The 25,318-nt window shown below is 29.5% G+C and carries 24 protein-coding genes and 1 other RNA gene; 22 read left to right on the forward strand and 3 right to left on the reverse strand.

Features of this window, described 5'->3' with window-relative positions; all coding sequences use genetic code 11:
- The first annotated feature begins 196 nt into the window (after window positions 1–196).
- The 13 genes from T483_RS0110250 (at window position 197) to ffs (ending at window position 13,823) form a co-directional block, all read left to right on the forward strand.
- Window positions 197–3,637: a pyruvate carboxylase gene (locus tag T483_RS0110250; RefSeq protein ID WP_026886773.1), complete on the forward strand. Its 3,441-nt coding sequence runs from the start codon at window positions 197–199 to the stop codon at window positions 3,635–3,637.
- Between the two features lie 460 nt (window positions 3,638–4,097).
- Complete coding sequence (locus T483_RS0110255; protein WP_026886774.1) at window positions 4,098–4,973, forward strand: response regulator; 876 nt, start codon at window positions 4,098–4,100, stop codon at window positions 4,971–4,973.
- On the forward strand, window positions 4,955–5,422 hold the full coding sequence (locus T483_RS0110260) for a chemotaxis protein CheX (RefSeq protein ID WP_026886775.1): 468 nt from the start codon (window positions 4,955–4,957) through the stop codon (window positions 5,420–5,422). The genes T483_RS0110255 and T483_RS0110260 overlap by 19 nt, the downstream gene beginning before the upstream one ends.
- Window positions 5,423–5,549: 127 nt before the next feature.
- Window positions 5,550–6,191: a TIGR01906 family membrane protein gene (locus T483_RS28925; protein ID WP_080696968.1), complete on the forward strand. Its 642-nt coding sequence runs from the start codon at window positions 5,550–5,552 to the stop codon at window positions 6,189–6,191.
- A gap of 149 nt (window positions 6,192–6,340) precedes the next feature.
- Complete coding sequence (gene crcB, locus T483_RS0110270) at window positions 6,341–6,718, forward strand: fluoride efflux transporter CrcB (protein WP_026886777.1); 378 nt, start codon at window positions 6,341–6,343, stop codon at window positions 6,716–6,718.
- A 25-nt stretch (window positions 6,719–6,743) separates the two neighbouring features.
- Complete coding sequence (locus tag T483_RS0110275; protein ID WP_026886778.1) at window positions 6,744–7,433, forward strand: response regulator transcription factor; 690 nt, start codon at window positions 6,744–6,746, stop codon at window positions 7,431–7,433.
- 1 nt (window position 7,434) lies between these two features.
- Window positions 7,435–8,382 (forward strand): sensor histidine kinase, encoded by a 948-nt coding sequence (locus T483_RS0110280; RefSeq protein ID WP_035790099.1) that lies wholly within the window; start codon window positions 7,435–7,437, stop codon window positions 8,380–8,382.
- A gap of 66 nt (window positions 8,383–8,448) precedes the next feature.
- Window positions 8,449–9,000, forward strand: a complete 552-nt coding sequence (locus T483_RS0110285; protein WP_026886780.1) for a ferritin family protein — start codon at window positions 8,449–8,451, stop codon at window positions 8,998–9,000.
- Window positions 9,001–9,406: 406 nt separating this feature from the next.
- Window positions 9,407–10,318, forward strand: coding sequence for an ABC transporter ATP-binding protein (locus T483_RS0110290; RefSeq protein ID WP_026886781.1), 912 nt, complete (start codon window positions 9,407–9,409; stop codon window positions 10,316–10,318).
- Between the two features lie 69 nt (window positions 10,319–10,387).
- A complete protein-coding gene (locus T483_RS0110295; protein WP_026886782.1) occupies window positions 10,388–11,149 on the forward strand; it encodes an ABC transporter permease in 762 nt (253 codons plus the stop codon).
- 16 nt (window positions 11,150–11,165) lie between these two features.
- Window positions 11,166–11,894 (forward strand): ABC transporter permease, encoded by a 729-nt coding sequence (locus T483_RS0110300; protein WP_026886783.1) that lies wholly within the window; start codon window positions 11,166–11,168, stop codon window positions 11,892–11,894.
- A gap of 87 nt (window positions 11,895–11,981) precedes the next feature.
- Window positions 11,982–13,250 (forward strand): S41 family peptidase, encoded by a 1,269-nt coding sequence (locus tag T483_RS0110305; protein ID WP_026886784.1) that lies wholly within the window; start codon window positions 11,982–11,984, stop codon window positions 13,248–13,250.
- Between the two features lie 306 nt (window positions 13,251–13,556).
- Window positions 13,557–13,823: signal recognition particle sRNA large type (gene ffs / locus T483_RS30445), an RNA gene on the forward strand.
- Between the two features lie 148 nt (window positions 13,824–13,971).
- Here the strand turns inward: ffs and T483_RS0110315 are convergent.
- The 3 genes from T483_RS0110315 to T483_RS0110325 all read right to left on the reverse strand — a co-directional run bounded on the left by T483_RS0110315 (window position 13,972) and on the right by T483_RS0110325 (window position 16,321).
- Window positions 13,972–14,856: a fumarylacetoacetate hydrolase family protein gene (locus tag T483_RS0110315; protein WP_026886785.1), complete on the reverse strand. Its 885-nt coding sequence runs from the start codon at window positions 14,854–14,856 to the stop codon at window positions 13,972–13,974.
- A gap of 126 nt (window positions 14,857–14,982) precedes the next feature.
- A complete protein-coding gene (locus T483_RS0110320) occupies window positions 14,983–15,474 on the reverse strand; it encodes a dihydrofolate reductase (protein WP_026886786.1) in 492 nt (163 codons plus the stop codon).
- Window positions 15,475–15,529: 55 nt separating this feature from the next.
- Window positions 15,530–16,321 carry a thymidylate synthase gene (locus T483_RS0110325; RefSeq protein ID WP_026886787.1) on the reverse strand — a complete coding sequence of 264 codons (792 nt, stop codon included), beginning with the start codon at window positions 16,319–16,321 and terminating at the stop codon, window positions 15,530–15,532.
- A 300-nt stretch (window positions 16,322–16,621) separates the two neighbouring features.
- On the opposite strand from T483_RS0110325, the gene dnaX reads away from it, so the two are divergent.
- From dnaX to T483_RS32100, 9 genes are all read left to right on the forward strand, one after another.
- Window positions 16,622–18,268, forward strand: a complete 1,647-nt coding sequence (gene dnaX, locus T483_RS0110330) for a DNA polymerase III subunit gamma/tau (RefSeq protein ID WP_026886788.1) — start codon at window positions 16,622–16,624, stop codon at window positions 18,266–18,268.
- An 85-nt stretch (window positions 18,269–18,353) separates the two neighbouring features.
- Window positions 18,354–18,695, forward strand: coding sequence for a YbaB/EbfC family nucleoid-associated protein (locus T483_RS0110335; RefSeq protein ID WP_026886789.1), 342 nt, complete (start codon window positions 18,354–18,356; stop codon window positions 18,693–18,695).
- Between the two features lie 108 nt (window positions 18,696–18,803).
- Window positions 18,804–19,400, forward strand: coding sequence for a recombination mediator RecR (recR, locus tag T483_RS0110340; protein ID WP_026886790.1), 597 nt, complete (start codon window positions 18,804–18,806; stop codon window positions 19,398–19,400).
- A 364-nt stretch (window positions 19,401–19,764) separates the two neighbouring features.
- Window positions 19,765–20,043, forward strand: a complete 279-nt coding sequence (locus tag T483_RS0110345; protein ID WP_026886791.1) for a DUF2508 family protein — start codon at window positions 19,765–19,767, stop codon at window positions 20,041–20,043.
- Between the two features lie 20 nt (window positions 20,044–20,063).
- Window positions 20,064–20,333 carry a pro-sigmaK processing inhibitor BofA family protein gene (locus T483_RS0110350; RefSeq protein WP_026886792.1) on the forward strand — a complete coding sequence of 90 codons (270 nt, stop codon included), beginning with the start codon at window positions 20,064–20,066 and terminating at the stop codon, window positions 20,331–20,333.
- A 342-nt stretch (window positions 20,334–20,675) separates the two neighbouring features.
- Window positions 20,676–21,962: a CHAP domain-containing protein gene (locus tag T483_RS0110355; RefSeq protein WP_026886793.1), complete on the forward strand. Its 1,287-nt coding sequence runs from the start codon at window positions 20,676–20,678 to the stop codon at window positions 21,960–21,962.
- A 143-nt stretch (window positions 21,963–22,105) separates the two neighbouring features.
- Window positions 22,106–24,136 (forward strand): M13-type metalloendopeptidase, encoded by a 2,031-nt coding sequence (locus T483_RS0110360; protein WP_026886794.1) that lies wholly within the window; start codon window positions 22,106–22,108, stop codon window positions 24,134–24,136.
- Window positions 24,137–24,396: 260 nt separating this feature from the next.
- On the forward strand, window positions 24,397–24,573 hold the full coding sequence (locus tag T483_RS31575; protein WP_012061094.1) for a hypothetical protein: 177 nt from the start codon (window positions 24,397–24,399) through the stop codon (window positions 24,571–24,573).
- 225 nt (window positions 24,574–24,798) lie between these two features.
- Window positions 24,799–24,924, forward strand: coding sequence for a hypothetical protein (locus T483_RS32100; protein WP_242841833.1), 126 nt, complete (start codon window positions 24,799–24,801; stop codon window positions 24,922–24,924).
- Window positions 24,925–25,318 lie beyond the last annotated feature (394 nt).

The raw sequence follows: 25,318 nt of genomic DNA on the forward strand, positions 1-25,318 counted from the left end.
GAAAAGATAAATAACATATAGCATTTGGCGTTAAATATGTTATAATCAATGTATTAATTTTTAAATGAATAAAATCTATATTATGACAACTTATGAGTTGTGAAAATTGCATAATTAGTTTCGAACGACTAATACATGCATCAAAAAAATAATTCATATGAAATAAAAAATAAGCATTAAAGGAGTTGTATTTCAATTGGGGAAAAAATTTAAAAGAGTACTGGTTGCAAACAGAGGGGAAATAGCAATAAGAATTTTCAGAGCTTGTCATGAACTTGGAATAAGAACCGTGGCTATATACACAGAAGAAGATAAGTTTGCTCTTTTTAGAACTAAGGCTCATGAGGCATACCAAATTGGAAAAAATAAGGGGCCAGTAGAAGCTTATCTAAACATTGATGAAATAATAAATCTTGCGTTAAAAAAACATGTAGATGCTATCCATCCGGGATATGGGTTCCTATCTGAAAATCCAGAATTTGCTAGAAGATGTGAAGAAGCTGGTATAGAATTTATAGGTCCAAAACCAGAAATGATGGATAAGTTAGGGGATAAAATCAAATCAAAAATAGTAGCTAAAAGTGTTGGTGTTCCAGTAATACCAGGGGTAGAGAAACCTATAGATTCTGAGGATGAAGCTTTTGAAGTTGCTAAAATGTGTGGTTTTCCTGTAATGATAAAAGCTGCTGCAGGTGGTGGCGGAAGAGGTATGAGAATAGTAAGAAGCGAGGGAGAACTTCTTGCTGCTTTCAGAAATGCTAAAAATGAAGCTAAAAAAGCTTTTGGTAATGACGATATGTTTATTGAAAAATATATCGAAGGGCCAAAGCACATTGAAATACAAGTGTTAGGAGATAAATATGGGAATATAGTTCATCTTTATGAGAGAGATTGCTCTATTCAAAGGAGACACCAAAAGGTTGTCGAAATTGCTCCAGCATTATCATTAACTCAAGAAAAAAGAGAAGAAATTTGTGCAGATGCACTTAAAATAGCTAAGTCTGTAGGGTATAGAAGTGCAGGAACTTTAGAATTCTTAGTTGATATGCACGAAAATCACTACTTTATAGAAATGAATCCAAGAATTCAGGTTGAGCATACTATAACTGAAATGACTACAGGAATTGATATAGTTCAAAGTCAGATCTTAATAGCAGAAGGATATGAATTAGGTTCTAAAGAAGTAGGAATAAATTCTCAAGATGATATAAAACCAAGAGGATTTGCAATCCAATGTAGAATTACTACAGAAGATCCTACAAACAATTTCTCACCAGATACAGGTAAAATTGATGTTTACAGAACTGGATCAGGTTTTGGTATTAGACTTGATGGAGGAAATGGATATAGTGGTGCAATAATAAGCCCATATTATGATAGCTTACTTGTAAAGAGTACTGCATATGCAAGAACCTTTGATGATGCAGTTAGAAAATCTATACGTGCAATTAAAGAATTAACAATTTCAGGTGTTAAGACTAATGTCGATTTTTTAATAAATGTATTAAACCATGAGAAGTTCAAAAAAGGTGAGTGCGATACTAACTTTATAGCTGACAATCCGCAATTATTTGATATAACAGCAAGAAGTGATGAAGAATATAGAATCTTAAAATTTATTGGAGAAAAGGTTGTAAATGAGACTAAAGGAAAGAAGAGAGAATATGATGTACCGGATATTCCAGTTATAACTTCTTTAGATGGATTAAGTGGTACTAAGCAAATCTTAGATGCGCAAGGTCCGGAAGGTGTAGTTAAATGGATAAAAGATCAAAAGAAGCTGCTTCTTACAGATACAACAATGAGGGATGCACAGCAATCATTAATGGCGACTCGTGTTAGAACTCAAGATATGAAGAATATAGCAAAGGCAACAGCTGTTTATGGAAATGACTTGTTTTCACTTGAAATGTGGGGTGGAGCCACTTTTGATACAGCTTATAGGTTTTTAAAGGAATCTCCATGGAAGAGGCTTGAGTCCTTAAGAAAGAGAATTCCCAATGTTATGTTTCAAATGCTTATTAGGGGTGCAAATGCTGTAGGATATAAAAACTATCCTGATAATGTAATAAGAGCATTTATAAAGGAATCAGCAGAAAGTGGAATAGATGTATTTAGAATTTTTGACTCACTCAACTGGTTAAAAGGTATAGAGGTGTCATTAGACGAAGTACTAAAATGTAATAAGGTAGCAGAAGTTGCATTATGTTACACTGGTGATATTTTGGATGAGACTAGAGACAAATATAGCTTGAAATATTATGTGGATAAAGCTAAGGAAATTGAAAAAATGGGAGCACATATTCTTGCTATAAAGGATATGTCGGCATTACTTAAACCTTATGCAGCTAAGAAACTTATAACTGCATTAAAGAATGAAGTTTCAATTCCAATTCATCTTCATACCCATGATACTACTGGTAATGGTGTTGCTACAGTATTAATGGCAGCAGATTCAGGAGTTGATATAGTTGATACAACATTTAATAGTATGTCAGGACTTACAAGCCAACCAGCATTAAATTCAATAGTAGCAGCTCTTGGAAATACAAGCAGAGATACTGGTATTGATTTAAGTGGAATTCAAAAGGTATCTGATTACTGGGATACAGTAAGACCTGTATATAACCAATTTGAATCAGACTTAAAATCAGGAAGTGCCGAAATTTATAAATTTGAGATTCCTGGTGGACAGTATTCAAACTTAAAACCACAAGTTGAAAGCTTTGGACTTGGTCATAGATTTAATGATGTAAAGCATATGTATAAAAAGGTAAATGATATGCTTGGTGATATAATCAAGGTTACCCCTTCATCAAAAATGGTTGGAGATATGGCAATATTTATGGTTAAGAATGATTTAACTCCAGAAAATATTCTTGAGAAAGCCAAAAACATGGCATTTCCAGATTCTATAGTTTCATACTTTAAAGGAATGATGGGTCAGCCAGAAGGCGGGTTCCCTAAGGAATTACAGGAACTTGTTTTAAGAGGAGAAGAACCTATAACTGTTAGACCAGGAGAATTACTACCATCGGAAGATTTCGATAAAATTGAAACATATTTAAAAGACAAATACAAATTTACGCCATGTATGAAAGATATAATAAGTTATGCATTATACCCAGATGTATTTGAAGCATATATTCAATCTATATTAGAGTATGGTGATTTAAGCCGTATGGGCAGCGATATATTCTTCCATGGGCTTGCAGAAGGTGAAACTAGTGAAATTGAAGTTGCAGAAGGTAAGACAATGATTGTTCAGTTAGTTGAAATTGGCAAGTTAGATGAGGAAGGAAATAGAACTTTAGATTTTGAAATTAACGGAAATAGAAGAGAAATTAAAATAAAAGATAAAACAGAAAGAATAATAGGCAACTCAAATTCAGTTATTGCTTCTAAGATGGCTGATACTGATAATAAGTTGGAAATTGGTGCAAGTATTCCAGGAACTATAATTAAGGTACTTGTTAAAGCTGGAGATACAGTTAAAGAAGGAGATAGTTTACTTGTGGTAGAAGCAATGAAGATGGAAACAAATATTGTTGCATCTAGTGCTGGAACTATTGAATCTGTTTTAGTAAGTGAAGGCCAACAGGTTAAAACAGGTGAATTATTAGTCAAACTTAAATAGTAAGAATACATAAATAACCCTATAATATATTTTATAGGGTTATTTATAGTGAATAGAATATTAACATAGAAGGTTATTATTGTAATTAATCGTTATTTTTATATTGAGATGTTTTATTAGTCAAGGTATATAATAAATAAATTAAAAATTTGTATGCATAAGTATTATATGAAAATACATGAAATGACAAGCTTAAAATATAATATAAATATGAAATAAGGAATAGAGTAAGTTATCATTTTATCTTAACTAAAATATGTATTAATAAGATAAATTTATTATATTATGTAGAAATTTCGTTGAGTATTAGTAGATTTTAAAATATAATGATAATATGATTAACTTACAGAACATATTAATTTTTAATGGTGATTTTATAATGAGAGAATTTTGAGGCAGATTAATATTAAAGTTAGGTAGGTTGATAGTAGTTATAAATAAAAGGGTAGGTGGTGTAATTATGAAAAATGTGAATATTGTTATAGTGGATGACTCACCTTTTCAAATTGCTTTATTGAGAGATTTGTTGACAGAAAGTGGATTTAATGTTGTGGGGGAAGCAGGTTCTTTAGATGAGACCATTGAAGTTGTTACAAGTATGAAGCCGGATTTAGTAACAATGGATATGACTATGCCAGGAACTGATGGATTTGAATGTACAAGAGAGATACATAAAATTGATCCTAATATTAAAGTTATAATTGTTAGTTCTATGATGGATGATGAGATAGTGAGAAAAGCGAAAAAAAATCATGTATCTGGGTATGCACAAAAGCCAGTAGATTCGGAAGAATTAACATTATTAATAAATAGAGTCATGGCAGATGAAGAATTGTTTCTAGAATTGGAAGGTCTATATTCAGTAGTGTTTAGAGAGGCTCTCTTAGATGTTTTTAATAAGATTACTAAGACAGTACCAATGATTACACATGAAAGCAATGAAAATGTTGAGAAAATAAGCAAGGGAATTTCAATTGTCATGGGTGTTATAGGAAAGTATTCTGGAAGAATAATTTTCGATATGTCATTTGAAACTGCCCAGAGTATAGGAAAAGTACTGCTTAAGAGAGATGTAAAGAATACTGAAGAAATGCTTAATGTTATGTCTGAAATAACGAATATGGCGGCAGGAAATGCATGTTCGATGATAAATAAAAGAAATAGGATATTTGGATTAAGGGTTGCCCCGCCAACTACATTCCATGGAGAATCAATTAGTATATCGAAAGCAGAATTAGAAACTACTTATTCTGCAAATGCAAAAACTCAGTTCGGAGATTTATCAATTAGTATAGGCTTTGGAAGAGGTGAAGGAGAATGGATGTCAATTATATAAATCCAATATTAAATTCTTTTGCAAGTGTATTGCCACAGTTAGGATTGCCTGATGTAGAGAAAAAAGGAATAAGTTTAAAAGGCAGATTTATAGAGAGCCCTGGAGTTGTCATTATCGTTGGTATTATCGGTGATATTAAAGGTAATGTTATTTATGGCTTAAGTATAGATGATGCAAAACGAATAGCATCAACAATGATGATGGGAATGCCAGTTGAACAATTTGATGAATTGGCTCAAAGTGCAATTTCAGAACTTACAAATATGTTGACTGCAACTGTAGCAACTAATTTTTCAAAAGAAGATATTAATATAAATATATCTACGCCAACTCTTGTGCATGGAAACTTTACTGCAAATGCAAGTTCAGATAAAGTTGTATGTGTACAAATGGCCGTGGGAGATATGACTATTGAAGTTAATATTTCAATGGAGAAAAATACAATTTAGAATATTTATAATTTTAATATAAAGCCATTTGTGATTTTGAATCATAAATGGTTTTATTAAAGAAGAATTAGATTATTTAAGGAAGTGAATTCATATAAATAAGAGTATATTTTCAAAGGTTTTAAAGGTGTTTTTTGGGATCTCTAGAGATATATTTTATGCGATCTCAATTATATCTATTATAGTTTTAAGTGTTTTAAATACAACTAGTGTGTATGGTTATGCAATACAAAGATATAAGCTAAATGAATACACAGGATTATCAGCAGAAGTATTAATGGATAATTATAAAAGAGTAATTGATTATGTCCAGAACCCGTTTATTAAGGAATTAAAGTTTAATAATCTACCTATGAGCGAATTCGGAAGAATACACTTTTTTGAAGTAAAGAGGATATTTGTAACTCTATATGTAATTGGCATAATATTTATTGGAGTTATAATCTTTAAAATATTAACTAATAAATCAACTGATTTAAGAAAGAGGCTTATAGCAAATTTTAATAGTGGTGTAAATATAATGGCATTAATATTCATATTTGTTGGTGCAATATCAGCAAAGGATTTTTCTAAAGCATTCATTTATTTTCATAAAATATTTTTTAGAAATAATTATTGGATATTTGATCCTATAACTGACCCTATAATAAATGCATTACCAGAAGAGTTTTTCATGATTGAATTAATGATTATAATAATTTTATTAGTAGTAGTCACGCTAGCTATAAAGATACTTTATATTAGAAATAAGTCAGTTTCAAAAGGTTAATTATAATTTACTTTTGAAACTCTCTGATATATAATAACATTTATTGGGAAAACAGATTAAAATATAGCGGGGTTAATGCAAAATGCGCTATCTTAAAGACTCTTGCTTTAGAAGGCAGGAGTTTTTTTATTATTAAGGAGGAGATTATTTTGCAAAAAATTTTATTTGTTGGAATTGGTGGAGGTATTGGTGCAATAATCAGGTATTTGGTTACCATCCAATCTGCAAAAATGATTAATTCAGATTTTCCACTAGGTACATTAATAGTAAATGTAGTTGGTGGTTTTCTTATAGGAACGATAGTAGAACTAAGTATGTCTACAGAGCTTATATCTCCTAATTTGAAGTTATTTTTGACTACAGGAATTATGGGGGGACTCACAACATTCTCTACATTTAGTCTTGAGTCAATAAACTTAATAAGTGATGGAAAGTATTTGATTGGAATGGCTAATATTTTTTTAAATTTATTTTTGAGTTTAGGTGGAGTTGTTTTGGCTAGATTAATATGTAGAATAGCTATCTAAGTTAAGCGTAATAGGGGGCATAGATGTGGAAAAACCTAATATTTTAGTAGTAGAAGATGATGAGGAAATAAATAACTTAATTACTGAAGCTTTAATAAAAGAAAGCTATAATATAATTCAGGCTTTTGACGGTAAGCAGGCTATTGAAAAATATAACAAAGATTATCAGTTAGTTATATTAGACTTAATGCTTCCGTATTTTGATGGTATCGAAGTTTTAAGAAGAATTAGAGATTTAAGTACTGTACCTGTAATTATTCTTTCAGCTAAATATGAGGAAACGGATAGAATAATTGGACTCAGCATGGGTGCAGACGATTATATGGTAAAGCCATTTTCTGTAAGGGAATTAGTAGCTAGGGCAAAGGCACAATTGAGGAGATATGTTGATTATAATAGTGTAGAAACTAAGGATGATATTTTACGATATAATGATTTGAAATTAGATACTTTAAATTATAAAGTACTCAAAAATGAACAGGAGTTAAGTTTGAGACCAAAGGAATTTGAACTTTTAAAATTGTTCATGTCTAACCCTAGCAGGGTTTTTACAAAAGCCCAACTATTCAACAGTATATGGGATAATGAATATTTAAATGATGATAATACTGTAATGGTCCATATTAAAAGGCTTAGAAATAAAATTGAGGATAATTCTAATGAACCTAAATATATACAAACGGTATGGGGAATAGGATATAAACTTGGTGAATAATATGAATACATTAAATTATATATTAATGCTTGTTATAGTTATTTTTATAATGCTTTTTGTTTCTTTTTTCAAAAAACTAAATCATATTTGTAAGGTACTAGATGAAGTTTCAGATGGAAATTTAAATCAAAGAATAAGATTGCAGAACAATATAAAATCTTTGAGTACATTAAGTATAAAAGTAAACTCAGTAATAGAAGAATTTCAAAAAGTATATGAAAAAAATAAGAGGAATGAAGAATCAAGAAAAAAGATGATATCTAATATGTCTCATGATCTTAGAACACCTCTAACTTCAATACTTGGATATATGGAACTTATATTAGACGATAATACTACAGATGTTAAAGAATTAAGCAAAAGAGAAGAATACTTAAAAATTGTTTATAATAAAGGGAATTATTTATATAATTTAATGGAAGAATTCTTTGAGCTTTCTAAATTGGATTCTAATGATATTAATTTAGAAATAAAAGAAATAAATGTTTCTGAAATTATAAGGCAGAATATTGTTGGCTTTTTTTATGAAATAAAAAAACTTAACATACAGCCTCAAATAAATCTTCCAGAAGATGATGTTTACGCTTTAGGAGATGAAAGAGCATTAAACAGGATTTTAACTAACCTTATAAATAATTCTATAAAACATGGATTACAAGGGACAATAATAGGAATTAGCTTAATTAATCAGAAAGATAAAATTTCTGTGGAAGTATACGATAATGGTGCTGGAATACCGGAAAACGAGATAAATTATATATTTGATAGATTATATACAGTTGAAAAATCAAGAAGAATTAATACAAGGAGCAGTGGAATTGGGCTAGCTATAGTAAAGAGGCTGGTAAAGGCTTTAAATGGAACTATTTCAGTTTCTAGTATTCCATTTAAGAAAACAGTATTTACAGTTACATTGCCTCAAAATTTAGATTTGAAAAATATTAAATAGTAAGAATAGATAATTTAATAAAAGAATGTGTAAAAATTTATATAAAGATTAAAGGCGGTGGGGTATTTGAAGTGCAAAGTATGTGGCATGGAGATAAACGAAAAAAACTATAATTTTAATGAATTAGCTTTTATAAATAAGAATTCTGAAGACAATATTATATATTGTCCGTTCTGTGGAGCAGGAAAAAAATACTTGGTTGAAAGCGACGAAATTATTAAAGTGGATAGTAATTTACTTAATGAGAATGCTTTAAAAATTTTAGATCATGCTGTTAAGCTCGAACTTTTTAATGGTGACTTTTATACTACTGCAGCAAGTATGGCAAAGAACAGTGAGGTTAAAAAGGTATTTGAAGCATTAGCAAATATAGAAAAGTTTCATTCAAGATTGCATCAGAAGTTAGGAGGATTTACGAAAACACCTAACTTAAATAAAGTAAATTACGATAAATATAATAGCGATAGTGCCCTTTTAGAGTTGGCTAAGCAAAAAGAAGAGCATGCTGTAAGCTATTATGAAAAGTATAAGAATGAAGTCAATGATCACAAGTTATTTGAAATATTTAAGGCTTTAGCGGATGTAGAAAAAGAACATATTATTCTCGTTAAAGAGTAATTATTAAAGATATTTTTATTAAGTATCTTATTTATGGTAATTACTATTTAGACCTTTTGATTTAAAGTTAAGAAATATGTAAGAACCTATTAAATTTGGTGTAAGGACTATGTTGTATATTTATAACATAGTCTTTTTTAGGCACAATCAAATAAATAACAAGTCCATTTGCTAGTATATTTTCCATCATTCTGTGTCGGCAAATTGACCTAATAGGCCCGCTATGAGGGCAACTTGTCTCCTTGCCTGATGAAAAATATTCATAGCAACTTTGGACTTGTTGTTTATTTTCATGTGCCTTATAAGGAAAATAAAACATAGTAGATATTTAAAATAGATGCTTTTTTAGGGATGTTATATGTTATAAAGCAAAAGTGATATTTAAGAAATTTATGGAGGAATAGAAATGGATTATATTTTAAGAACTCATAACTTAAATAAAAAATTTAAGAATTTTTCAGCGATTAAGAATTTAAATATGAATATTAAACAAGGAGAAATTTATGGTTTTCTTGGGGAAAATGGTGCGGGAAAAACAACTGCTATAAGAATGATTATGGGACTAATAAGACCAACAGCTGGGGAAATAGAATTATTTTCTCAAGGAATCACAAAACAAAATAGAAATTTATTTCAAAGAATTGGTTCTATGATAGAGTATCCAGGATTTTACCCTAATTTAACAGCGGGTGAAAACTTAGATATACATAGAAGAATGATGGGGATTCAAGATAAAGAGAGTATAATAAATGCCTTGAAAATAACTGGAATACAAGATGTAAAAAACAAAAAGGTAAAAGAATTTTCCCTTGGAATGAAGCAAAGACTTGGAATAGCAAGAGCTATCTTGCATCATCCGGAATTTTTAATACTTGATGAGCCAACTAATGGCCTTGATCCAAGTGGAATAAAAGAAATTAGGGAATTAATCTTAGATTTATGCAATACTCAAGGAATTACATTTTTAATTTCAAGTCACATATTAAGTGAAATTCAGCAAATGGCAACTAAAATAGGAATAATTCATAAAGGGGAATTGCTTGAAGAGATAGAGTATGATGAACTTCAAAGAAGAAATAGACATTATATTAATTTAAAGGTCAATGATGATAAGAAAGCTTCTATTATATTAGAGCAAAAACTCAACATAAACGATTATGTTATATGGGAAAAGAATAATTTAAGAGTATATGAAAATTTAGAACAAGCCTCAGACATAAATAAGATTTTAGTTTCAAATGATTTACGTGTAGATGAGCTTTGTGTAAAGGCAGATAGTTTGGAAGATTATTTCTTAAAGATCACTGGAAAGCAATAGCGTAATATCACATTAATACAATTTTTTACAATAGCAATTAGGGACTAGATTATGTTTGGAGGAACGTTAATGTTTAATATAATATATTCAGAATTTGCAAAACTTAAAAAGTCATATATTTTAATTATAGTTTTTATTAGTGGATGTTTATTGCCAGGGATTTATTTTTCTGATGCCATAACAAATGATTTTAGTAATTTGTCACAAGTAGAAATACAACATTGTATAAAGAATCAAATGATAAATGTAGAAGCACTATCATTTCAATTTCTATTTATTATAGTTTTTTCTTTAGTTATAGGGTATGTTTTTACACGAGAATTCACAGATAAAACAGCGAATATTTTATATACCTATCCAAGTAGTAGAATTAAAATATTTATTGGGAAGTTTATAACAGTAGGGATACTAATTATGATTACGTATTTAATTCAATTTTTTATATCATACTTAGTTGTATATATTGAATTTAGAGTACTGCCTCCAGCAGAGTTTATTATTAAGGATATAAAAGTAAATATATATTCTGTACTACTGCAGCTAATATTAATACCAATACCAGTGTTAATTGCTAATATTACTAAAAATATTATAATACCGATTGTGTATGGAGCTTTAGGAGGAATTATTGGGTTAGGAGTTATGACGATATTGATGAGTGGCAGTATATATGGTCAGATTTGTCCGTTGGTGTTACCAGCATTACCATTTTATCATTATCACAGAGGAGATCCTATTGATTACATTGCAGTTGTGGGAAGTGCTGTGATTACTTTTGGTATATCTATGTTTCTATGTATTTATCACAGCAAAAATTCAGATGTGAATTAAGATTGGAGTGATTTATTTGTTAAATTTAATATATTGTGAGCTCTTAAAGTTGAAAAAATCTTATATAATGTTATTGATTATAATTGGTGGAGTTTTTTCAACAATATTAATGAACTTAGCAGTATTAGTAGTAAGTTCTGAAAAACAAAGAAGTTTTGAGAGCTATGCATCTAATGTAGAACAACTTAATTTTGTTATATTTTATACTATTTTATTTTCTTTAATATCAGCATATGTATTTTCCAGAGAATTTGCCGATAAAACTTCAAGTATAGTATATACATATCCAATGAGCAAGATTAAAATTTTTATTGGTAAACTAATAACCATTTGCATATTAATTTCTTTAGTCTATTTAGTAGAGTTTGTATCTATATACTTAGGTTATTACATTTTATATCATGAACATCCGGAGTTTACATTTGTAAGTAATCATATAAAATTTTATTTATACTCTTTATTTTTTCAGTTTCTAATAATACCAATACCAATACTAATTGGGAATCTAAGCAGGAACATAATGCTTCCAGTAGTATATGGTGCGGTGGGAATTGTAATATCAGGAGTTCACGATAGTTTTGTATTTGGTGAGTACCTTCCTTTTTCAATACCTTTCAATTTTATCAAAAAGATATACGAGCCAAACTTGATTGATTTAAATTATAGTGTAATTAGTGGAATATGCTGTTTCGTTATATCAATGTTTATTTGTATGTATCATTATAATAAACATGATATTGCTTAAGGAGTAATCAAAAAATAATAGAACAATATGTTTATCTATTATTTATTATCACGTATTTAAATAATATTTTATATTAAGGAGTTAAAAATGAAAAAGTTTATAAATATAGTTATATGCTTTCTTTTAATATTTATGGTTTTACTTACTACTGGCTGTGAGACTCAGTATTTGGGTGGGGATAGAAACGAAAAATGGAAGAAGGATTTAAGTTATTTACAAGAAGCTTTACCAAATAAACATGCAAATTTATTCTTTAAAGTTAGTGAAGAGCAATTTAATAAAGAAATAGATGATCTGAAAGACTCAGTTGATAACCTAAATGATGACGAGATAATAGATAGAATATACAAAATTGTTGCAGCTGTAGGGGATGGACATACAAAAATTACAAGAAAGTTTTCGAAGGCATATCCGTTCCAATTTTATTATTTTAAGGATGGAATATGTGCTATTGACACAATAGATGAATATAAGGATGCCTTAGATTGCAAGTTAATAAAAATAAATGGACAAGATATTAAAGAAATTGAAAATAAATTGTCGCCTTTAGCAGCACAAGAGAATGAAGAAACAATAAAAAAGGTTGTACCTACATATTTATCCAGACCAGAAATTCTTCATGGAGTAAATATTATAGATAATATAGATGAAGATATTATTTTTACTTTTCAAGATAAACAAGGAAAGATATTTGATGTAAATGTGAAACCTCTCAACAGTGATGCTAATAATAGTTCAACATTTATCATAAATAATACATTTGATCAATCATATCCATTATATATGCAAAAACGAGATTTGAATTATTGGTATCAATATTTAGAGAAAGATAAGGTTTTATATCTTAAATATAATTTATGTGAAGAGAATAATAAATCAGGAAAACTAAGTGACTTTAATAATGAGGTCTTAAGTTTTATAAATAATAATGATGTGAATAAATTGGTGATTGATATGAGAGATAATTCTGGTGGAAACGCCAGTAAGCTCCAGGATATTATAGAAGGAATAAAGAACAGCAAATTAAATACCAAAGATAACTTTTATGTTATAGTTGGAAGAGCAACATTTTCAGCTTCAATAGTTGATGCTGTTAATTGGAGAAAAGAAACCAATGCTACATTTATAGGTCAGCCAACAAGTGGAAAACCAAATCATTATGGAGAAATAAAAAGGTTTACGCTTCCTAATTCAAAGCTTAATGTAAGTTATTCTACAAGTTACGTTGAGATATGTGATGATGAAAATAATTCATTTATGCCTGATAAGACAATTGAAATATCAATTGATGATTATGTTAATAAAAATGATCCTGTCTTAGATTATATTAGAAAAAATAACAAGTCCATCCGCTGAATATATTTTACATGATGCTACGTAATTAGATTGTCTGATGAAAAATAATCATGGTAGTTTTGGAGTTGTTATTTTATTTTATGTGCATAAAATGCTATGTTATATGAAATTATACTAATGGTGGATTAATTTAATATAAATACCTGATAGAATATCCTTGAATTTAAAAAGTATATATGGTATCATAAGTGAGTATCTAAATGATAAGTTAGATTGCAAGGCTTTTATATGGTTTGACGTCTGAGAAGAGACGATTTTCTCAATAGGAGAAATATTAAGGTGCAAACCCTTAGCATTCCACCATTGCCATGCTAGATGGGGAGTTAGCGGTGCCCTGTAACCTGCAATCCGCTATAGCAGGATTGAATTCCTCGCTTAGGTATTAGCGATTTATAGTCTGACTTTTGTAAGTGGTGTTGATGACTGGGTCCCACGCAATGGAAGCCCATGAACCTCGTCAGATCTGGAAGGAAGCAGCGATAAGTGGTTCCTTTCATGTGCCGTGGATCAATCTGGTCTGAGCTAACTGCATTAGTAACGTATAGAAAACTAATAACGAAGCGAGGTGCATGGTTTATTTTAATGTTTAATTATAGCATGGAAATGAAAAATTAATTAGGTTATTCTTCAATAGGATTAACATAGGACACAATAGGATAAGAAAGTGAGGGCATTTCAGTAATGAAATACCCTCATTTTCTTATCCTATTTATTATTTATTTTACTTTACAATATTTTTAAGGCATCCTATACCTTCAATTTCGCATTCAACTATATCACCAGGTTTAAGAAATTTAGGTGGTATGAATCCCATACCTACGCCAGCTGGAGTTCCCATTGCAATAATAGTTCCAGTCTTTAAAGTGATTCCCTGGGATAATTCATGGATTACATCTTGTATTGAAGTAATCATAAGATCAGTAGTACTATTTTGCCTTAGTTCTCCGTTAACTCTAGAGCATATCCTTAATACTGGAGGATTAACAAATTCATCTTTAGTGACAATACAAGGTCCCATTGGAGTAAAACCATCCAAACTTTTGCCAAAATACCATTGTTTATGCCTTGTCTGAAGGTTTCTTGCGCTGACATCATTTATTATAGTATAGCCAAAAACATAATCAAAAGCTTTTTCTTTAGGTACATCTTTAGCATCTTTTCCAATGATTACTGCTAATTCAGCTTCATAATCTAGACTATCAACTATTTGAGGATAACTAGGGATATAGTCACCATCAGCGGTTGCAGTATTCACTCTTTTAGAAAAATATACTGCATATGGTCTATCTCCACCAAAGGCTTCATTTTTATATCTTGCAGATTCAACTGCATGTTCCATATAGTTGATACCTAAACAAATAATATCTTGCTTAGGATTGGGTATTGGAGGCATTTTGGAAATATCACCTATAGAGATACATTCCTTATCGTTATTATTTAATGATGTTTGTAGAAGGTCCATCTCATGATCTGTCATATTTTCTATTAAATTGATCATGCTATTGTAATTAAGGCCAAGAGATTTTATAGGATAAACTCCTTCCTCATTGAGAGTTAATATTCCTACCCCATCTATGCCTTCATGCTTAAAAGTTATAAATTTCATAATACATTCCCCAATTCTGAAAAAATTTTATTTTAAAGTTGAATTTTAGCCCATTTTTAAGATGAAATTTTATTCTTTGTAATTATAATAGAATAATATGAATTTAAACTTGATGTCACTGTATATCTAGGCTTTTATTAAATTTACAAAAGTATAATGTAGTCCATTTTTTTCATCAATAAATTCCTCTGATGTATATTCCGTATGATAATTGGAATAATTAATTCCAGGGAAATATGTATCGCCTTCGAATTCTTCATCTATTTTTGTTAAATATAATTTCTTTGCATAAGGGAGAAATTGTTTATAAATTTCGGCACCACCAATTACAAAGATTTCATCTTCACATTCCAAATATTTTTGAAGTAATGAATTAAAATTGTGTTCTATTGTCACCATATCTGAATCTACATTAAAATTATTATCTCTAGTTAAAACTATGTGTTCTCTATTTGGTAAAATTCCAGGTAATGACTCAAAAGTTTTTCGTCCCATAATCATTTTTTTACCTGTAGTTATTTTTTTAAATCTTTTCAAATCCTCTGAAATATGCCACAATAATTTGTTATCTTTTCCGATTACATTATCTTTAGCAATAGCAACAATTATTGAAATCATTTATTATCCCACCTATCTTTGGTCTATTATTTTCTTTCATATGCCTTAAATTTAATTATACTGATACGTCCATTTTTATAGATTCATGATGCTTATAATCTTCTAATTTTATGTCATCAGGAGTAAAATCATAGAAATTTGTAATTTCTGGATTGATCCAAAGTTTTGGAGCATCATATGCATCATTTTTTCTTGTAAGTTGAAGCTTTAAACCATCTACTTGATTTTCGTATATATGAGCATTATTTATTACATGAGTAAATAATCCTGGTTTAAGTCCAGTAACTTGAGCTAACAAATGAATTAATACGGCATACTGAGATGTATTAAAAGGAACCCCAAGGCCCCAATCCCCACTTCTTTGAACAAGCATGCAGTTGAGTTTTCCATCTGTTACATCCCACATTGTAAGAAAGCAACAAGGATATAATGGAGCACTATCTAAATATGGAATTTGCCATAAATTAATCATCATCCTTCTATCTTGAGGATTATTTTTTAGCGCATCGATTAATTTATCAATTTGATCGAACTTTTTTACTATCCAACCATAAGAAGTGCCTATGGTTCCATCATCCATCATCCATTCATCCCATATTTTTACGTTTTGAGCTTGAAGTTCTTTTACGCTATTTGATTGATCTTTAAATATCCAAAGAAGTTCTTTAACAGCAGTTTTAAATGCTACAAATTTTGTTGTTAATATTGGAAATTCTTTTTCTAAATTAAATTGCATAATTTGATGAGGTAGTTTATAGGTCTTAACTCCAGTTCTATTATTATCGAAGTATCCATTTTCTAGTATATCATTAGCAATGGATAGGTATTTATTATCATATAAACTCATTATATATATGCCTCCTTATATTCCAAAAATTATTTTTGTAAAAAAATTATTCAATATACATTTTAACCTAAACTATTTCACAAGTCATCCAATATATTTTAATATGAAGAGATATTAAAAGCATGCGCCATTTAGGAGGAGTATGTATTGAAGAAACTCTTACTAATTATTTTTGGAAATTTTTATATTAAAAATTATTATTCAATTATATTACATTTAATACTAATTGTGTAATTTGCATTGCACAAGCAATAGTGTATAATAATGTTATATTTAAGAGAAATGGCGAGGTGGTATCCCGTGGGTTATACGGCACTATATAGAGAGTGGAGACCAAGAACTTTTGAAGACGTTGTTGGACAGGAACATATAACTACAACGCTAAAAAATGAAATTTTAAATGATAGAATTGCACATGCTTATCTTTTTTGTGGAACTAGAGGGACAGGAAAAACATCAACTGCGAAAGTAATGGCAAAGGCATTAAATTGTCTAGATCCCAAAAATGGAGAGCCATGTAATGAGTGTGAGATGTGCAGAAAAATAAATGAGGGATTAGCAATTGATGTAACAGAACTTGATGCCGCTTCTAATAATGGTATAGATAAAATTAGAGATATTATAGACGATACAAAATATCCACCACAGGAAGCTAGGTATAAAATATATATAATGGATGAGGTCCATATGCTTTCAGTGGGGGCAGTTAATGCGTTTTTAAAAACTTTAGAAGAGCCTCCTAAGAGAGTAATATTCATATTAGCTACAACGGATCCACAAAAGTTACCTATAACGATTCTATCTAGATGTCAAAGATTTGATTTTAAGAGAATAAATCAAAAAGAAATATCTAACAGGCTTAAAAAGATAACAGATTTCCAGGGAATAAATTATGAGCAAAAAAGTTTGGATTTAATTTCAAGAGTCTGTGATGGTGCGATGAGAGATGCATTAAGTATACTAGATCAAGCTATTGCTATGGGTGAAGATAAAATTAACTACGATGATTTAGTTAGTATATTAGGACTTGTGACTAATGAATATTTGTTTGATATAGCTTATGCTATCATAGATAGAAGTATTGAAAAATCAATGATTATAATTGATAAGCTTGTTTATTCTGGGAAGGATATGCAATTATTCATTAAGGATTTAATAGCACATTTTAGAAATTTACTTATGGTAAAGGTTACAAATAATCCAGAAGAAGTTCTAGATATGTCTCTTGAAAATATTCATTTAATTAAAGAGCAGGGAAGAAAGATTAGAGTAGAAGAGATAATGAGAGCTATTAGAATACTTCAGGATGCGGAAATAAATTCAAAGGCTAGCAAGCAAAGTAGATTATATTTAGAGCTTGCTATTATAAAGATGTGTAAAATAGAGTATGATACTTCAAGCGAGGTTATTTTATCAAGAATAAACCAGTTAGAGGAATCATTAAGAAATGGTAAGATTCAAATGGTTCAATCAGAAAGGACTAATGAAGAAGTAAAATCTGTGCATAATAATATAGGAAATAATTTAAATAGCAATCAAAGCAGAAGCTCTATAAATAAAGGTAGTAGCAATAGTGGTAATGTTAATTTAGAAGCTAATCCAAACTCATCATTAACTATTGATGATGTTGGGAGAGTATGGACTGAAGTACTAGAAAAGTTTAAGTCAAAGAGAGCAATGATTGTTTATGCTTCAATCGTTACAGCAAAACCATATAGCCTAAAGAATGGAATAGTTACACTAGAATATGATTCAATGTATGCATTTAATAAAGAAAGATTGCAGAAAGCAGAATATAGAGAAATTGTAAATAGTGTATTTTCAGAAGTATTAAAGGAAAAAATAATTGTGGATTATATAGTGAAAAGTGATAATGAGGTAAAAGATCAAGAAGAACTATTGAAAGAAACAATAGAAGGAATACCATTTGAAATATATGATGAATAACAAGTTAGTTATTCATTAAACTTGAGTATTAGTAAAAGATGTTTTATAATTAATGAATGAGATTCAAGAAAGAGGAGGATTTTTTATGGCAAAAGGTGGATTTCCAGGAGGCTTTGGTGGCGGGAATATGAATAACCTTATGAAGCAAGCACAAAAGCTTCAAAAGCAAATGGAAGATATGCAAAAAGAGCTTGAGACAAAAGAATTTGAAGCATCAGCAGGTGGCGGTGCTGTAGTTGTAAAAGTAACTGGTAAAAAAGAAGTGTCATCAATTAATATAAAGCCAGAAGTTGTAGATGCAGATGATGTTGAAATGCTTGAGGACCTAGTAATGAGTGCTATTAATGAAGCACTAAGAAAAGCAGAAGAAGAAACTTCAAGCAAAATGGGTAAGCTAACAGGCGGAATGCCAGGTGGATTATTCTAAGAATTTCAATAGTTATAATATTAGCATACAGGAGTGTAGAAGAAACTTCAGCCTGTATGCTTTTTATAATATGTTAAAAGTATAGATGAAGGAGAATTATAAATTATGATGGAGTTTTATCCAGTAGCCATAGAAAAGTTGATAGAAGAATTTGCGAAGTTACCAAGTATTGGACAAAAAACGGCGCAAAGATTAACATTGCATATCTTAAATCTTCCAGATGATGAAGTTAAGGAATTTGCGGATGCGCTAGTTAAGGCAAAAGGAACGATTAAGTATTGTTCAGTATGTGGAAACTTTACAGATAAAGATCCTTGTTCATTATGTGGCAATCCTAATAGAGATAAGGGGACAATATGCGTTGTTGAGCAACCAAAGGATATTATGACAATGGAAAAGGTTAAAGAATATAATGGAATATATCATGTATTGCATGGAAATATATCTCCAATGCAAGGAAGAGGTCCTCAAGATATAAGAATCAGAGAACTTGTGTCCAGAATGAATGAAGATGTAAAGGAAGTAATATTAGCAACTAATCCTAATATAGAAGGAGAGGCAACTGCAATGTACATATCTAAAATACTTAAACCGCTTGATGTTAAAGTTACTAGGATTGCTTCAGGTATACCTGTTGGCGGTGATTTAGATTATGCAGATGAAATTACATTATCTAAAGCATTAGAAGGAAGGACAGAGTTATAAAGTGAAATGTTTTAGGCAGAGTTTTAATTTTTGATAAATTTAATTGAATTCATGCTAAAAGGTACAGTTTCTAAAAGAGTGTGATTCTAGATTACGTTATCTCCGAATAAAGGTAGAGAGTTTATTACGGATGACAGCTATCTGATAAAATAAAGGAACCTAAAGAAATTTAGGTTCCTAAAAAGTGTTACATAGATGGGAGTTAGAAGTTTCTATCTGCATGAGTGAAAAGCTTCTTAAGTATAATATATATATAAATTTGAAAAAGTGTTACAGGATTAAAATAAAATATGAAATCAAATTATGTATATTTCTACCATTGAATGGATAAAATGGTAGTAAGAAGTTTTTTGGAGGGATTTACATGAATAAAAAAAATATTGTAGAGTACCTGATGAACAAGACTAACAACTCAAGCGTGTATGCAAAGTTAATACGGGATATGGAAATTGCAAAAATGGAAATAAATGTAGCTCGTAGCATGTTTAACAATGTTAACGATGACAAATTAATAGAAGTAGCAATTTATTCAGAGAATGTTGCAAGAAAGAGATATGATTATTTATTATCAATAGCAAGAGAAAAGGGGATAAGGGTAGAACATAGTTATGTAGTAGAAACTAATGTACGAATTGTTGAATAAATAAAGTGGGGGAGCTGAACATGGAGGGACAATACTTAATATACGGATTAGCAGGAATAATATTGTTATTTTTAATGATAAAATTGCTAAAATGGCCGATAAAAATACTTATAAATGGGATTATAGGCGTTGTAATATTATATTTAGCCAATTTTATAATTGCAAATCTCAGCTTAGTTGGCATAAATGTTAACTTTTCGCTGGCGATTAATCCAATTACTGCTTTGATAGCAGGTTTTTTTGGAGTTCCTGGTGTTATTGTTTTGATTATAATAAGGTTATTTCTTTAATTGAGTTTTAGAATTTTCATTTAGAGGATTCTGACATTACAAAATTTAATAATTGTTTAAAGATTGTCTGTATTTAGAAATATAAAAAGTTCATTATATTTCTAAATACAGATTTTGTTATTTTTAATTATAATTATGTTTGTTAATTCAATGGTTTTGAGTTAATATTTAATGTATAAGGATTAAATATTGTAAAGTATTATTTATTTTCCAGGGTAGACTTTTTTAACTTATTGAGATTAGTTTTATATTGAAACTAAGGTAGTAATTTTTTGTGTATAAACAATAAAAGAGTATATTATGAGTTACGTATAAGAAATAATTTATGAAGGGGAAAAGCAAGTGAACAAAGAATTTCTTAAAAAGATTATAATAACGGGAATGACAACTCTAATAGTAACGAATATGTGTTATGTATCAGTATCAGCTAAATGGATTAGTGATACGAGCAATAATTGGAGCTGGTCAGATGGAGATATTAAAGCCACTGGTTGGAAAGAAATTGATAAAAGGTGGTATTATTTTAATCAAGATGGAATAATGAAAACAGGGTGGCTTAATGATAGTGGAAAGTGGTACAACTTATCTAGTAGTGGAGAAATGAATATAGGTTGGAAGAATATTGATAAGAAATGGTATCACTTTGATAATGATGGATCAATGAGCATAGGCTGGATAAATGACAATGGCACTTGGTATTTTGCTAATTTTAGTGGAGAAATGGAAACGGGGACATTGGGGATTGATGGAAAAGTTTATACTTTCTCTGACAGCGGCAAAATGTTAAATGGTAATACTAATACTGAACAAATAGAAAGTGGATCAGAGAATGTAAATGGTGTAAAGGATGACACAAGTTCTCGTGTAGCATATGTTTCAACCAATAATGATTCATTAAATGTTCGATCAGATGCATCGACTTCATCAGATATAATTGATACGATATATAAAGGTGCACAGATCAAAATTGTTGATAGTGAAAAGAATGGATTCTATCCTATAATAATAAATGGGAAAAAGGGATGGATAAGCTCCAAATGGGTTACTTTTAACAAACCTGAAGATGATACTGATACATCCAATAGTACAAGCAGTTCTAATATATCTGGCTCCAGTGTAGATACTTCATCGGTAGATAATAAAAATTCTAATGCTATCAGTGGTTCACTTAGTGATATAAGGAATACGCAGCCAAGTACAGATAATAAGTATTACTACTCTGATGATAATCTTTTTTATAAAGTTAAACTTTCACCACCATTTTATAGTGGAGGAAAACCGATTAAGGGAAATTGTACATGGTATGCTTGGGGACGCGCTTGGGAAATTACAGGAGTGAAGCCAAGTGATGCAGGATTTATAGGAAATGCTTATGAATGGTGGGGGGCAAATCAAAAAAGTGGTAAATATCAGTATGGTTCTCAACCTAGAGTAGGAGCTATTGCGGTCTGGAAATCTAACATGCCTAATTCTGGGGGTGATGGACACGTAGCAATAGTTGAAAAAATAGATAGTGGTAAAATTTATATATCAGAATCAACTTGGAATGGTGTAACTTTTAGGTATAGAGAAATATATGATACTAATTATTTATATGGATATATATATCTGGACAAGCCAAACCACTAAGAATTTTATAAGCTAAGGGGGCTAGGGAATAGTTTTTATTAGTGAAACATAATAAATATTACTAAACATGTAATATAAACAGAGATTACTAGTAAGTTATAAACGCTAATTATAAAAAACTATCCTGAAAGAGAGGTGTAGCAATGAAAAAAATTAAAAAATTAAGTATCATAGCAAGTATAGTAGCATTTATACTGATCGTGTCTAATGGATCACATAATATTGCAATGGCAGAGGAGTCATCGATCACAAACGATGGCCAAGGTGTAAGATTGAATGATGACTTTTATGATGCAGTAAATAGTGATTGGATTAAAAATGCTAAAATTGAAGATGGAAAATCTACTGCTTCTACTTTTGATGATGTTGAGAATAAAGTGACAGAGCAAATCAAAGATATAATTAATAATCTGCTGATTAATAAGGATATATATAAAGAAAATAGTGATGAGAAGAAAATAATAAATATTTATAATAATACTTTAAATATAGAGGCTAGAAATAGAGACGGAATAAAACCTGTGAAAGAAAGTTTAGATGAAATTAAATCAATTAGAACAATAGATGATATTACTAAGCTCTGGAAGGATAAGAGAATATTAAACTCAACAATAAAGTTTTCTGTAGAAAAAGATATAAAAGATGTGAAAACAAATATACTTTATATAAGTCCTACAGCGCTTAGTTTAGGAAATTCAGATGAATATACCAACCCAACAGAGAATACCCAAAAAGAGCGTAAGTTAACGGAGAATTATTATAATAAAATATTGATGTTAAGTGGATATACGCAACAGGAAGCTCAGAAAAAAGTTGATGATATGTTTAAGTTTGAAGAGATGGTAGCTCCGTGTATTAAAGGAAAGCAAGAAAAGGCTACAACTAAAAATTTGATTGATGAAGAATATAATGTATATACAGTAACAGACTTAAATAATTTAGCTCCCAATTTAAATTTACCGGAAATTATGAATTATATGGGAATAGACAAAGCTAATAAGATTATTTTAGAAGATCCAGAATGGTTGAAAGCATTTAATAAATTATATAATCAAGAAAATTTACCTCTCATCAAAAACTATATTGAAATAGTTAATTTGCTATATGCATCAAATTATTTGAGTAAAGATTTTGAAAATGCCAATAAAGAATATGCAAGTAATATGTTGGGTATAACTGGTAATGTATCAAGACAGGAAGAGGCCGTTGACAATGTAAATTCTATGATGGGAATGGCTATTGGAAGACTTTATTCTGAAAAGTATGTTCCTGAAAAGACTAAAAAAGATGTAGAGGCCATAACAAAGGATATTATAGAAGTTTATAAAAAGCGAATTAATAATCTTGATTGGATGAGTAGCCAAACTAAGAAAAATGCCATTGATAAGCTAGATAAATTAAAGATAAAGATAGCATATCCTGATAGTTGGGATGATTATTCAAAATTAGATATTAAGTCATACGAAGAAGGTGGATCACTTTTCCAAAATGCAATGACACTTAGAATATTTGAACGTGATAAGATGTTTAATAAAATAAACAAATTAATGGATAAAGATGAAGATCAGTTTAAACCTCAAACAGTTAATGCTTTTTATAGTGCAACAGAAAATTCAATTATTATACCAGGAGGAATAATTCAAGGCCATTTTTATGACGTAAATGCAGCTAAGGAAGCTAATTTAGGTGGAATTGGAGTTATTATTGGCCATGAAATTAGTCATGCCTTTGATAATACTGGGGCCCAATATGATTCTGATGGTAATCTTAATAATTGGTGGACCGAAGAGGATTATAAAGAATTTATGCAAAAAACTCAAAAGGTTGCAAATTTTTATAGCCAGATTGAAGCAATGCCTGGTGAAAAGTTAGATGGTAATATTACAGTGGGAGAAAATATTGCAGATATAGGCGGAGTATCATGTCTTCTAGATATATTAGGTGAAATGAGCAATGCAAATTATAAAGCATTTTTTGAAAGTTATGCAGTTACTTGGAGGCAGATAACAACAAAAGAATATGCAACATATGCATTAGTTATAGATGTTCACTCGCCTAATAAGGTTAGAGTAAATGCGGTTCTACCACAATTTCAAAAGTTTTATGACACATATGGAATTACTGAAAAAGATGGTATGTATGTTAAGCCGGGGGATAGAATAGGGATTTGGTAAATGAGATCTTATATTATGTTTTAAGTGATAAATAGATAGCTTTTCAAAAAAGCTATCTATTTACTTATGATATACTTTATAAACGTATAGTTAATGAGTTTTCTAATATATATGCAATTTTATAGGTCATCTTTTTTCTATTATATATTAGTTGCATTAGCGTAAGAATATTTTATTTGGTAATGGCTTATAATTTGACATTCATTAATTTTGAGTTAATAATAATGTAAGTATAAAGTTAAAGGAGTAGTGATACTATTATGCCAGCAGGAAATGGAGTAAATTGTGGAGATTGTGGAGAACTAAAGCAAGGAAGATGTAATGGAAAGGATCTGACTTGTTTATGTTATAAATGTCCAAGAAAGTTAGCACAGTGTATGTGTGTTAAATATTGTAGAGAAACTGAGTCAGTATTATATTTTGATGAAGAAAATTAAAAGAATTGTAATTACTTTAAATGTACTCCTAAAGGAGTATATTTAGTATAAAAAATAATCAAATGATAATGTTGAAAGGCGAATAGTGAAAGAGTAAAATAATGTATAAATAAATTGATATGTGCAGAGAGGCATATGTAAATATCTCATTAAGAGAATTACATATGCCTCTTGTTTTATATTATTTAGGAAAAGGAATTAGTATTAGTTCCAACTAGACTTGGTATTGGAAGTGAAGTAACTAATGTTTCCGTATTAGAATTAAAAGAAAATGCTATGAAAATGAGCATTGCTACAGATGAATTATATTCTGATAGTGCCATTATGATAACGGAATTATTCATAAGCTAAGCCAAAAACATAATATGGCTACGTACGGAAAAGTTATTTATATGACGTTTATGGAAAAGCTGAGAGCTTATGAAATAGAGAAATTAAAGTATTGAATGGACTTTTAGCTAATTCATTAGAATGTAATATTAGTAAAGTTTACGAACAAATAGAAAATTTATTATGCAAACTCACTAATAAAAGGTTTCTTAGTGAGGAGGAATTAACTAAGTAAAGAAACAAAAGATATAGAATTTAAGAAAAAAGTGATCTATATCTTTTGAATGGGGAAAAAATTTATAGTTAATTATAATATAAAAATAAGTTATAACTTTATATTTAAAAGATTATTATATTAACGTCTAAAAACTAGTTAAAATCACGAATATCTAGATTTATAATTCATATATTTAGT

It is taken from the genome of Clostridium beijerinckii HUN142 (assembly GCF_000621745.1).
In the GTDB taxonomy this organism is placed as follows: domain Bacteria; phylum Bacillota; class Clostridia; order Clostridiales; family Clostridiaceae; genus Clostridium; species Clostridium beijerinckii_A.

Bases quoted from the DNA above. Each gene is read 5' to 3' on its own strand.
- T483_RS0110255 (WP_026886774.1), top strand. From the start codon at position 4,098: ATGAAAAATGTGAATATTGTTATAGTGGATGACTCACCTTTTCAAATT.
- T483_RS0110260 (WP_026886775.1), top strand. From the start codon at position 4,955: ATGGATGTCAATTATATAAATCCAATATTAAATTCTTTTGCAAGTGTA.
- T483_RS0110280 (WP_035790099.1), top strand. From the start codon at position 7,435: ATGAATACATTAAATTATATATTAATGCTTGTTATAGTTATTTTTATA.
- T483_RS0110290 (WP_026886781.1), top strand. From the start codon at position 9,407: ATGGATTATATTTTAAGAACTCATAACTTAAATAAAAAATTTAAGAAT.
- T483_RS0110295 (WP_026886782.1), top strand. From the start codon at position 10,388: ATGTTTAATATAATATATTCAGAATTTGCAAAACTTAAAAAGTCATAT.
- T483_RS0110305 (WP_026886784.1), top strand. From the start codon at position 11,982: ATGAAAAAGTTTATAAATATAGTTATATGCTTTCTTTTAATATTTATG.
- T483_RS0110315 (WP_026886785.1), bottom strand. From the start codon at position 14,856: ATGAAATTTATAACTTTTAAGCATGAAGGCATAGATGGGGTAGGAATA.
- T483_RS0110320 (WP_026886786.1), bottom strand. From the start codon at position 15,474: ATGATTTCAATAATTGTTGCTATTGCTAAAGATAATGTAATCGGAAAA.
- T483_RS0110325 (WP_026886787.1), bottom strand. From the start codon at position 16,321: ATGAGTTTATATGATAATAAATACCTATCCATTGCTAATGATATACTA.
- T483_RS0110335 (WP_026886789.1), top strand. From the start codon at position 18,354: ATGGCAAAAGGTGGATTTCCAGGAGGCTTTGGTGGCGGGAATATGAAT.
- recR (WP_026886790.1), top strand. From the start codon at position 18,804: ATGGAGTTTTATCCAGTAGCCATAGAAAAGTTGATAGAAGAATTTGCG.
- T483_RS0110345 (WP_026886791.1), top strand. From the start codon at position 19,765: ATGAATAAAAAAAATATTGTAGAGTACCTGATGAACAAGACTAACAAC.
- T483_RS0110350 (WP_026886792.1), top strand. From the start codon at position 20,064: ATGGAGGGACAATACTTAATATACGGATTAGCAGGAATAATATTGTTA.
- T483_RS0110360 (WP_026886794.1), top strand. From the start codon at position 22,106: ATGAAAAAAATTAAAAAATTAAGTATCATAGCAAGTATAGTAGCATTT.
- T483_RS31575 (WP_012061094.1), top strand. From the start codon at position 24,397: ATGCCAGCAGGAAATGGAGTAAATTGTGGAGATTGTGGAGAACTAAAG.